Raw genomic sequence first — 8,730 nt, forward strand, 5'->3', positions numbered from 1 at the left:
ACTCATCGGGTACGGGCGAACTTGCCGCTTCCGTCCCGCCAGCCGCCGAACTCGCCGGACAACCACCCAGGTCTGGCCTCGAGTCCCGGGGAGGCGGGTGTGCTTGAGAACATACTGCCGTCCGGTGTCGCTACCTCGGAGCTGCTGGCGTATCCGGAGGACCTGAAGGCGCATCCCGCCGAAGAGCACCTCATCGCGAAGTCGGTGGAGAAGCGCCGTCGCGATTTCATCGGTGCCCGGCACTGCGCGCGGCTGGCGCTCGAGGAGCTCGGTGAGCCGCCGGTGGCGATCGGCAAGGGGGAGCGCGGTATGCCGCTGTTCCCGCGCGGTGTCGTCGGCAGCCTCACCCATTGCGACGGGTACCGTGCCGCCGCGCTGGCGCACGCGCTGCGGTTCCGTTCGGTCGGTATCGACGCCGAGCCGCACGGTCCGCTGCCCGAGGGGGTGCTCGACTCGGTGAGCCTGCCCGCCGAACGCGAGTGGCTCGCCGGCACACCCGGCGACGGTCTGCACCTGGACCGGCTGCTGTTCTGCGCCAAGGAGGCGACCTACAAGGCCTGGTTCCCGCTGACCCTGCGCTGGCTCGGTTTCGAGGACGCCCACATCACCTTCGAAGTCGATTCCCGCACAGCCGATTCCGCCACCGGGACGTTCCACACCAAGCTGCTCGTCCCCGGTCTCACCACCGACGGCGGAATCCCGCTGACCACGTTCGACGGACGTTGGCTGATCGCCGACGGGCTGATCCTGACCGCGATCGCGCACGGCTGATGGCGGCGCGTACTCCGGCCGTCGATCCGCTCGGCGGGTTGGTGATCGTCGACAAGGACGGCGGCTGGACCAGTCACGACGTGGTGGCCCGCAGCCGGAAGCTGTTGCGCACCAAGAAGGTCGGCCATGCGGGCACCCTCGACCCGATGGCGACCGGGGTGCTGGTGCTCGGCGTCGAACGGGCGACGAAACTGCTCGGCCAGCTGATCCTCACCTCCAAGGCGTACACGGCGACGATCCGCCTCGGTCAGTCGACGATCACCGACGACGCCGAAGGCGAGGTGGTCGCGACGACGCCCGCCACGCACGTCACCGACGCCGACATCGCCGCCGGGGTCGCCGCGCTCACCGGCGACATCCAGCAGGTGCCCGCGACCGTCAGCGCCATCAAGATCGACGGCGAACGCGCCTATGCCCGCGCCCGTGCCGGCGAGGACGTGCAACTGGCCGCCCGCCCGGTGACCGTCTCCCGCTTCGACGTCCTCGCCCGCCGCGAAGCCGGCGACTTCGTCGACCTCGACGTGGAGGTCGACTGTTCCTCGGGCACCTACATCCGCGCCCTCGCCCGCGACCTCGGCGCCGCCCTCGGCGTCGGTGGCCATCTCACCGCATTGCGCCGCACCAGGGTCGGCCCCTTCACCCTCGAACATGCCCGCACCCTGGACGAACTGGCCGCCGCGGCCGAAGCCGAGCAACCGCTGCTCAGCCTCGATATCGACACCGCAGTCCGCACCGCATTCCTGCACCGCGACATCGACGAAGCCCAGGCGAACGATCTGCGTAACGGCCGCTGGCTCGAACCTGTCGGCATCAAGGGCGTCTACGCGGCCATCGATCCCACCGGCCGGGCCATCGCCCTCCTCGAGGAGAGCGGCAAACGCGCCGCCTCGGTCATGGTCGTCCGCCCCCAGGGCATCGGCGACTGATTTCGGCGCAGAGGCGTCAGCGAGCGGTCTCGCCGGTGGGGTCCAGGTCGATCCGGATGGTGAGCAGATTCGTACCGAGCAGGCGAACCATCGCACTGTTGATCCGGGGCAACTGCCGCAGCCGGGCGCGCGCGTCGTCGTCGGGGAGCGGTCGAGCCGTTCCCGTGTGCCAGCGGGAACGTAGTTGGAGGCGCACGCGGGGGTCGGCATCGATATTGCGGACGTAGGCCGAGTCGCGTCCGTGATCACTGACCATCCAGAACGTCGAGCCGACGAGACGTCCACCGATCGGCGTGCGCCTGGCCAGTCCTGAGCGTCGGCCGGTTGTCTCCAGTAGTGCGTTGCCCGGAATGCGGCCGACCAGTGGTTTCGCCAACGGATTGGCGAGATAGCGGTGAACCCATGTGACGATGCGTCGCTTGACCTGCGGATACGTCATATTTGCCTACTTTGTCGAGACGGAATGTCTAGACAAGAGTGTTGTCGAGACTGCGCGTTCCGTCAACGGTAGAATCCTCGATGTGGTCTCGAAACCGTGTCGCGTGCACACCGGTCGCAAGCGCAATGACGCGGCGAGACAGGCGATTCTGGATGCTGTGCCTGCCCTGCTGGCCGCCGCCGACGGCACCGACATCACCATGACCGAGATCGCCGCCGCGGCCGGTGTCGGCAAGCAGACGATCTACCGATGGTGGCCCTCTCGCGGCGTGCTACTGCTCGACGCACTGAGCGCGTGGGCGGGCGCCGAAGTTGCCGAACCGTCCGGCGAAACCCTGCTGGAGGACCTCGACACGTTCCTGCGAGCGACCTTCCTCGCCGCGTCGACGCCGCCCGCTCACCATCTGCTGTGCGCGATTCTTGCCGACGCACAACGTGATCCGGAGACGTCCCGACTGCTCGCGGGCTTCGCCGAGACCCGCCGCGCCGCCTTGCGCCGCATCTTCGACCGGGCCCGCGTTCGCGGCGAACTCGCCGACGGTACCGATGTGGAGTTGCTGATCGATCAGGCGTTCGGGGTGCTCTGGTACCGGTTGGGTGTGCGCCGCGCACCGCTGACCGCTGAACTGGCAGCCCAGCTCGCTGCCACCTTGGCCGACATGCGCCGCTGACCGATCGCTGGTGTGCGGCGAACGGTCACCTGGCACCCCGATCGGGTCGTGGTCGTGCGCCTCGGGAGTTCGGCGGCCGGCTTCGGCTGTGTCATGTCCTCTGGACGAGGGCTAACGGGGTCGGGACCTCGCTCGATAGCTTCGGTATATAGCCGACGGCGCAGAGGTGGACCATGGGTGCGGTACGGAAAGCCTGGATCGGCGTGATCGCCGGGGCGATGCTCCTAGTTGCCGGATGCGCGTCCGATGAGCCTCGGGTGGTTAACCCTTCGCGCGTGCCGACCACGCCGGCCCAGCCGCCGGTGGCGACGCCGCCTGATGCGGCGATCACTGTGGGTCCGGTCGAGGCGACGACGGGGATGTCCGCCACGCGTACCACCGCCGCGCGGCCGAGTCCGCGGCCGACACCGGCGACGGGAACCATCGTGCTGCGCACCGAAACGGTGTCGGGAATTGCGGTTCCCGATGTGCCGGTGCACCTTTCGCGTCAGGAACCATGCGACCCGGCAGGCCACGACATCCCGGTGGGCGAGACGAGCGAGACCCAGCGGCTCGACGCCGTGACCGACGGCGACGGCCGCGCCGTCTTCGCCGTGCCCGTCGGCTGCTACTACTTCGGCATGACCGCCCCCGCCGGCACGAATCCTGTTCCGGAGGGCATGCATTCGGCCTTCCTCACCACCGCCGGATCAACCGTCGACGGCCTGCGGCGCTTCCAGGACACCGCGGGCCCCTGCCACCCCGACGGCATCTCCGCCGACCTCGGCATGCTCGACAACGCCGCCGTCGTCGACTGCGACGGAACCTGGGCCGTCATCCGCTTCGCCACCCCCGGCGACAACCAGCGCATCATCCGCCGCGTCGACGGCACCTGGACCACCTACGTCCTGTTCCCCCACGAAACCTGCTGGACCACCGCCGAATCCGACGGCGTCCCGGCTCGGCTCCGCCCCTACTTCACCTGCTGATCAGGCGGTCAGCCAGATGGCTTCGGCCGCGAGGGTGCCCAGTTCGGTGGGGGCGTCGGCGGTGGCGATGCGGACGGCGATGGTGCCGGCGAAGTCGCGGCGTTCGGCTACCTCGATGGGGGTGTCGAGGGCGATGCCGACGGAGTCGAAGTAGCGCAGCATCTCGGGGTCGGAGTCGGAGATGCGGGCGACGCGGCCGGATTCGCCTGCGGCGAAGTCGCTGAGACGGCGGGCCGGGGGAGTGGGGACGGCGCCGTCGACCGAGGGGATGGGGTCGCCGTGCGGATCACGGTCGGGGTGGCCGAGTTTCGCGTCGATGCGCGACACCAGCAGTTCCGACACCGCGTGCTCGAGAACCTCGGCCTCGTCGTGCACCTCGTCCCAGCCGTAGCCGAGTTCGTTCACCAGGAAGGTCTCGATGAGGCGGTGGCGGCGCACCATGGCCACGGCGGCGCGACGGCCGTGGTCGGTCAACGTGATCGCGCCGTAGCGAGCGTGTTCGACCAGGCCCTGGTCGGCGAGTTTGCGCACCGCCTCCGACACGGTCGAGGCCGACACGCCGATGCGCTCGGCGAGCAGCTTGGTCGACACCTTCTCCTGCGACCACTCCTGCGCGGTCCAGATGACCTTGAGATAGTCCTGTGCCACCGCCGACAGCTCGGGCGCGATCGTAGCGCTGACCTCGAGTCCGGCCTCACGTTTACCTGGCACGTTGTCAATGTTAGGCATCCCTGGCCCGAATCACACATCGGCGAACCGGCCACGATCGCATCACACCGGAATTCTGTTCGCGCACCGCTTTGCGTAGGCTTCGCTCTGTGCAGAGATGGCGAAGTCTCGACGACGTGCCCGCGGACTGGGGACGTTGCGTCCTCACGATCGGCGTGTTCGACGGGGTACATCGTGGACACGCGCAGCTCATCAGCCGTGCGGTGGCCGCGGCGAAAAAGCGTGGCGTGCCCGCGGTCCTGATGACGTTCGACCCGCACCCGATGGAAGTGGTGCGCCCCGGTTCGCATCCGGCCCAGCTCACCACCCTCACCCGGCGGGCGGAACTGGCCGAGGAACTCGGCATCGACGTGTTCTGCGTGATGCCGTTCACCCAGGAATTCATGAAGCTCACCCCCGCCGGTTACGTGCACGACCTGCTCGTGGAGCGGTTGCACGTCACCGAGGTCGTGGTGGGCGACAACTTCACCTTCGGCAAGAAGGCCGCGGGCACCGTCGACACCATGCGTGAGCTCGGTGCGCGTTTCGGTTTCGAGGTCGACGGGGTGACCCTGCTCGGTGAGCACGCCGTCACCTTCTCCTCCACCTACATCCGTGCCTGCGTCGACGCGGGCGATATGGCCGCGGCCGCCGAGGCGCTCGGCCGCCCGCACCGCGTGGAGGGCGTGGTCGTGCACGGCGACGGTCGTGGACGTGGACTCGGTTTCCCGACCGCCAACGTCGCCCCGCCGATGCACGCCGCGATCCCCGCCGACGGCGTGTACGCGGGCTGGTTCACCGTGCTCGGCGCCGGTCCGACGATCGGCACGGTCGAGGCGGGCGAGCGGGCGATGGCCGCGATCTCGGTGGGCACCAACCCCACCTTCTCGGGACGCTCGCGCACGGTCGAGGCCTATGTCCTCGACGGTGAGGCCGATCTGTACGGCCAGCATGTGGCGGTCGACTTCGTCGAACAGTTGCGCGGGATGCGTAAATTCGAGTCCATCGACGAGCTGGTCGAGGCCATGGGCCGCGACGTCGAGAATGCCCGCAAGGTACTCACCGCCGCCGAGGTCTGAGGCGGATTCAACCTCTCACCAGCGGCGGTGTAAGGTGGCTCCTCGGGTTTGCTGCGGTCCGCGGTGGCGCCCATCCCGGGTAACCGGACATTCGAGCGCGGAACTGAAAAATAGGAGTCGAGCCACATGGCGCTGACCACTGAGCAGAAGTCGGCCATCCTGGCCGAGTACGGCCTGCACGAGAAGGACACCGGTTCGCCGGAGGCGCAGATCGCGCTGCTGTCGAAGCGGATCTCGGACCTGACCGAGCACCTCAAGCAGCACAAGCACGATCACCACACCCGCCACGGCCTGCTGGCCCTGATCGGTCGTCGTCGTCGCCTGTCGAAGTACCTGCAGGCCAAGGACATCAACCGCTACCGTTCGCTCATCGAGCGTCTCGGCCTGCGCCGCTGATCTGCTACGACACGCCTCCACGCTGAGGCGGTCGGCGAGTAGCCAACAGGAAGAAGTACACTTCTTTCTGTTGGCTATTCGCGTATTCGGAGACCATGGGGTTTCCGGGTGCACTACAACATGTGACAGCCGTGTGCATCCGTCCACGTGGCGTCGGTCTTCGGTAGTGGCCTTTCGGCAGGCGATGTTCTACCGCCGTCGGGCTTCGATCGATGACCGCCACCGCGTCGCCGCTTCCAAGGGGATACGGCCGGGTGCTGCGCGTGACAGCCAGGAGGGTTGTCGCGTGTCCGTGTCCGGTACGGCTGACGAAAAGCTGGTTCGCGCCCATCAGGCGAGTACGCCTGGCATCGGCCGCGCGAATCGGCGAGACGAGAGGTCGAGAGAGAAATATGACGCAGACAACTGAACGTGCATCGACTGCGGTCGAGGTCGAACCCGGTGTTTTCGAATCGGTCGCGCTGATCGACAACGGTAGCTTCGGCACCCGCACCATCCGCTTCGAAACCGGCCGTCTGGCCAAGCAGGCCGCCGGCTCCGTGGTCGCCTACCTGGACGACGAGACCATGCTGCTGTCGGCGACCACCGCCGGTAAGCACCCCAAGGACCAGTTCGACTTCTTCCCGCTGACGGTCGACGTCGAAGAGCGCATGTACGCCGCGGGCCGCATCCCCGGCTCGTTCTTCCGTCGCGAGGGTCGTCCCTCCACCGACGCGATCCTGACCTGCCGCCTGATCGACCGTCCGCTGCGTCCGACCTTCATCGACGGTCTGCGCAACGAGATCCAGGTCGTGGTCACCGTGCTGAGCCTGGACCCCCAGGATCTCTACGACGTGCTGGCCATCAACGGCGCCTCGGCGTCCACCCAGCTGTCGGGCATCCCGTTCTCGGGTCCGATCGGTGGCGTGCGCGTAGCCCTGATCAGCGGCCAGTGGGTGGCGTTCCCGACCGTCGAGCAGCTCGAGGGCGCTGTCTTCGACATGGTCGTCGCGGGCCGCGTCACCGACACCGGTGATGTCGCCATCATGATGGTCGAGGCCGAGGCCACCGACAAGGTGATCGCGCTGATCGAGGATGGTGCGCAGGCGCCGACCGAGGCCGTGGTCGCCGAGGGTCTGGAAGCCGCCAAGCCGTTCATCGCGCGCCTGGTCCGCGCCCAGGCCGACCTGGCCGCGCTGGCCGCCAAGCCCACCCAGGAGTTCCCGCTCTTCCCGCCGTACGGCCCCGATGTGTTCGAGGCTGTCGAGGGCACCTCGAAGGTCGAGCTGAACCAGGCGCTGAGCATCGCCGACAAGCAGGCCCGCGAAGCCAAGATCGATGAGATCAAGGTCGAGGTGCTGTCGCGTCTCGGTGAGGACTTCGCCGGACGCGAGAAGGAGCTGGGTGCCGCGTTCCGCTCGGTCACCAAGAAGCTGGTCCGCCAGCGCATCCTGACCGACGGCTTCCGCATCGACGGTCGCGGCCTGGCCGACATCCGTGAGCTGTCCGCCGAGGTCGACGTGATCCCGCGCGCCCACGGTTCGGCGCTGTTCGAGCGTGGCGAGACCCAGATCATGGGCGTCACCACCCTGGACATGGTGAAGATGGCTCAGCAGGTCGACTCGCTAGGCCCGGAGACCTCCAAGCGCTACATGCACCACTACAACTTCCCGCCGTTCTCCACCGGTGAGACCGGTCGCGTCGGTTCGCCGAAGCGTCGCGAGATCGGCCACGGCGCCCTGGCCGAGCGCGCGCTGATGCCGGTGCTGCCCTCGCAGGAGGAGTTCCCCTACGCCATCCGTCAGGTCTCGGAGGCGCTCGGCTCCAACGGCTCCACCTCGATGGGTTCGGTGTGCGCCTCGACCCTGTCGCTGCTCAACGCCGGTGTGCCGCTGAAGGCGCCGGTCGCGGGTATCGCCATGGGCCTGGTTTCCGACACCATCACCAACGACCAGGGTGTCGACGAGGTCCGCTACGTGGCCCTCACCGACATCCTCGGTGCCGAGGATGCCTTCGGCGACATGGACTTCAAGGTTGCCGGTACCCGTGACTTCGTCACCGCCCTGCAGCTCGACACCAAGCTCGACGGCATCCCCTCGCAGGTGCTGGCCGGTGCGCTGAACCAGGCGCACGACGCCCGCACCACCATCCTGGACGTGATGGCCGAGGCCATCGCCACCCCGGACGAGATGAGCCCGTACGCCCCGCGCGTCACCGCGATCAAGATCCCGGTCGACAAGATCGGTGAGGTCATCGGCCCCAAGGGCAAGATGATCAACCAGATCACCGAGGAAACCGGCGCCAACATCTCCATCGAGGATGACGGCACCGTGTTCGTCGGTGCGACCGACGGGCCGTCGGCCCAGGCCGCGATCGACATGATCAACGCCATCGCCAACCCGCAGCTGCCCAAGGTCGGCGAGCGCTTCCTCGGCACGGTCGTCAAGACCACCGCCTTCGGTGCGTTCGTCTCGCTGCTGCCGGGCCGCGACGGTCTGGTGCACATCTCCAAGCTGGGCAACGGCAAGCGCGTGGCCAAGGTCGAGGACGTGGTCAACGTCGGCGACAAGCTGCGCGTGGAGATCGCCGATATCGACAACCGCGGCAAGATCTCGCTGGTCCCGGTCGAGGACGAGGCCGCCGCGCCCGCCGAGTCGGCCGACACCGAGGACGCCTCCGCCGAGTAACTCTCAGGCACCGTAAGCCCCCCGCCGAGCACGATGGCGGGGGGCTTCGTCGTGTTCGGGGTGTAGTGGTGTGCATCACTCGGATGCAACGGTGATGCAACGTTGGC

Annotated in this window: 9 protein-coding genes; 7 read left to right on the forward strand and 2 right to left on the reverse strand. The window is 68.0% G+C overall.

Translation table 11 applies throughout. From position 1 onward, the window contains the following. The first annotated feature begins 99 nt into the window (after positions 1–99). Both npt and truB read left to right on the forward strand, forming a co-directional pair. Entirely contained in the window at positions 100–771 is a 672-nt protein-coding gene (npt, locus tag HYG95_RS05375; protein ID WP_181696893.1) for a 4'-phosphopantetheinyl transferase Npt, read from the forward strand. Beyond that, complete coding sequence (gene truB, locus HYG95_RS05380; protein ID WP_181696894.1) at positions 771–1,697, forward strand: tRNA pseudouridine(55) synthase TruB; 927 nt, start codon at positions 771–773, stop codon at positions 1,695–1,697. Before npt ends, truB begins: the two co-directional genes overlap by 1 nt. 16 nt (positions 1,698–1,713) lie before the next feature. On the opposite strand, the gene HYG95_RS05385 is transcribed toward truB, so the two are convergent. Beyond that, positions 1,714–2,136 carry a nitroreductase/quinone reductase family protein gene (locus HYG95_RS05385; protein ID WP_181696895.1) on the reverse strand — a complete coding sequence of 141 codons (423 nt, stop codon included), beginning with the start codon at positions 2,134–2,136 and terminating at the stop codon, positions 1,714–1,716. 82 nt (positions 2,137–2,218) lie between these two features. Between HYG95_RS05385 and HYG95_RS05390 the strand changes: the two genes are divergently transcribed. After that, positions 2,219–2,806 carry a TetR/AcrR family transcriptional regulator gene (locus tag HYG95_RS05390; protein WP_220139080.1) on the forward strand — a complete coding sequence of 196 codons (588 nt, stop codon included), beginning with the start codon at positions 2,219–2,221 and terminating at the stop codon, positions 2,804–2,806. 275 nt (positions 2,807–3,081) lie between these two features. Further along, positions 3,082–3,774 (forward strand): hypothetical protein, encoded by a 693-nt coding sequence (locus tag HYG95_RS05395; RefSeq protein WP_370465691.1) that lies wholly within the window; start codon positions 3,082–3,084, stop codon positions 3,772–3,774. Here the strand turns inward: HYG95_RS05395 and HYG95_RS05400 are convergent, their stop codons facing one another. Beyond that, the gene (locus HYG95_RS05400) at positions 3,775–4,503 is read right to left on the reverse strand and encodes a metal-dependent transcriptional regulator (protein WP_255495004.1); all 729 of its coding nucleotides are present in this window, start codon (positions 4,501–4,503) and stop codon (positions 3,775–3,777) included. 89 nt (positions 4,504–4,592) lie between these two features. Between HYG95_RS05400 and HYG95_RS05405 the strand changes: the two genes are divergently transcribed. The 3 genes from HYG95_RS05405 (at position 4,593) to HYG95_RS05415 (ending at position 8,623) form a co-directional block, all read left to right on the forward strand. Next, complete coding sequence (locus HYG95_RS05405; protein WP_181696898.1) at positions 4,593–5,561, forward strand: bifunctional riboflavin kinase/FAD synthetase; 969 nt, start codon at positions 4,593–4,595, stop codon at positions 5,559–5,561. A 126-nt stretch (positions 5,562–5,687) separates the two neighbouring features. Further along, positions 5,688–5,957: a 30S ribosomal protein S15 gene (rpsO, locus tag HYG95_RS05410; RefSeq protein ID WP_067492627.1), complete on the forward strand. Its 270-nt coding sequence runs from the start codon at positions 5,688–5,690 to the stop codon at positions 5,955–5,957. Between the two features lie 392 nt (positions 5,958–6,349). After that, positions 6,350–8,623 (forward strand): polyribonucleotide nucleotidyltransferase, encoded by a 2,274-nt coding sequence (locus tag HYG95_RS05415; protein ID WP_181696899.1) that lies wholly within the window; start codon positions 6,350–6,352, stop codon positions 8,621–8,623. The last annotated feature ends 107 nt before the right edge of the window (positions 8,624–8,730 follow it).

Source organism: Nocardia sp. GTS18 (assembly GCF_013839555.1).
Taxonomy (GTDB): Bacteria; Actinomycetota; Actinomycetes; order Mycobacteriales; family Mycobacteriaceae; genus Nocardia; species Nocardia rosealba.

What these genes read in the sequence shown, in the direction of transcription:
- truB (WP_181696894.1), top strand. Translation starts at nt 771, where the DNA reads ATGGCGGCGCGTACTCCGGCCGTCGATCCGCTCGGCGGGTTGGTGATC.
- HYG95_RS05385 (WP_181696895.1), bottom strand. Translation starts at nt 2,136, where the DNA reads ATGACGTATCCGCAGGTCAAGCGACGCATCGTCACATGGGTTCACCGC.
- HYG95_RS05400 (WP_255495004.1), bottom strand. Translation starts at nt 4,503, where the DNA reads ATGCCTAACATTGACAACGTGCCAGGTAAACGTGAGGCCGGACTCGAG.
- rpsO (WP_067492627.1), top strand. Translation starts at nt 5,688, where the DNA reads ATGGCGCTGACCACTGAGCAGAAGTCGGCCATCCTGGCCGAGTACGGC.
- HYG95_RS05415 (WP_181696899.1), top strand. Translation starts at nt 6,350, where the DNA reads ATGACGCAGACAACTGAACGTGCATCGACTGCGGTCGAGGTCGAACCC.